This is a genomic window from Kitasatospora nipponensis, from assembly GCF_039528135.1.
GTDB lineage: Bacteria > Actinomycetota > Actinomycetes > Streptomycetales > Streptomycetaceae > Kitasatospora > Kitasatospora nipponensis.
The window spans coordinates 1-1,124 of the sequence record NZ_BAAALF010000491.1 but is presented as its reverse complement, the minus strand read 5'-3'; the positions used below and the strand labels follow the sequence as shown (position 1 = coordinate 1,124).

Below are 1,124 nucleotides of genomic sequence, written 5' to 3'. Positions count from 1 at the left end.
GGCCGAGCACCCGCACGAACCCGGCCGTGATCCGAGCGGCCGTCTCCGGATCGAAGAGATCCGCCGCCGCCGTCACACCACCCCGCAGACCCGCCGGCCGACCCTCGGAGTCGAACACCTCCGCCACCAGGACATCCAGGTCGAACTTGGCCGCGACCCTGCCGGTCCCGATCCCGCCGCCACGCACGCCGGGAAGATCCAGCTTGGCCTCGATCGTGTTGAGCACGGTGAGGACGACCTGGAAGAGCGGGTGGCGCGCCATTGACCGCGAGGGTGCAATCTCCTCCACCAGCTTCTCGAACGGCACGTCCTGGTTGGCGAACGCCGACAGGCTGGTCTCGCGCACCCGGGAGAGCGTCTGCCGGAACGTCGGATCACCGGACAGGTCGGTGCGAATCACCAGTGAGTTGACGAAGCACCCGATCAGGCCGTCCAGCGCCTCGTCGGTGCGACCCGCGATCGCCGAGCCGATCGGAATGTCGGTACCCGCACCCAGCCGGGAGAACAGGGTGGCGAGTGCCGTGTGCAGCAGCATGAACGTCGTCACGCCCTCGGCCCGCGCCAACTCCGTGAGCTTCGCGTGGACCTCCGCCGGTACCTCCAGCGGCACCCGGTGTCCCTGGTGGCTCGCCACCGCCGGACGAGGCCGGTCGAACGGCAGCCCCAGCTCCTCCGGCGCATCGGCCAGCTGATCGCGCCAGTAGGCCACCTGGCGTGAGCCCATGCTCTCCGGGTCCTGCGCATCGCCAAGCAGCTCCTGCTGCCAGAGGGCGTAGTCCGCGTACTGGACCGGCAGCGGAGCCCACTCAGGCCGGCGCCCCTCCCGTCGGGCCGCATAGGCGGCCGAGAGATCGGCAGCCAGGGGTCCCATCGACCAGCCGTCAGCAGCAATGTGATGGATCGACACGACCAGTGCCGCCTCATCGGAGCCGACAGTGAACAACGCCGCCCGGAACGGGATCTCCGTTGCCAGGTCGAACGCGTAGGTCGCCACTCGTGCCACGGCGCTGGCCAGGTCCGCAGGCTCCACCTCGGACGTCTCCAGCTCCCAGTCCAGCTCGTCCAGGTTCAGGATCCGCTGGTAGGGCTCGCCGTTCTCGTCCGCGGCGAAGACCGTGCGCAGC

The 1,124-nt window shown here is 69.7% G+C and carries 1 protein-coding gene; it reads right to left on the bottom strand.

The window, feature by feature from the left end:
* The coding region (locus ABD323_RS41405; protein ID WP_344447251.1) for a condensation domain-containing protein at positions 1-1,066 on the bottom strand (1,066 nt) is incomplete at its 3' end.
* Positions 1,067-1,124: the final 58 nt, after the last annotated feature.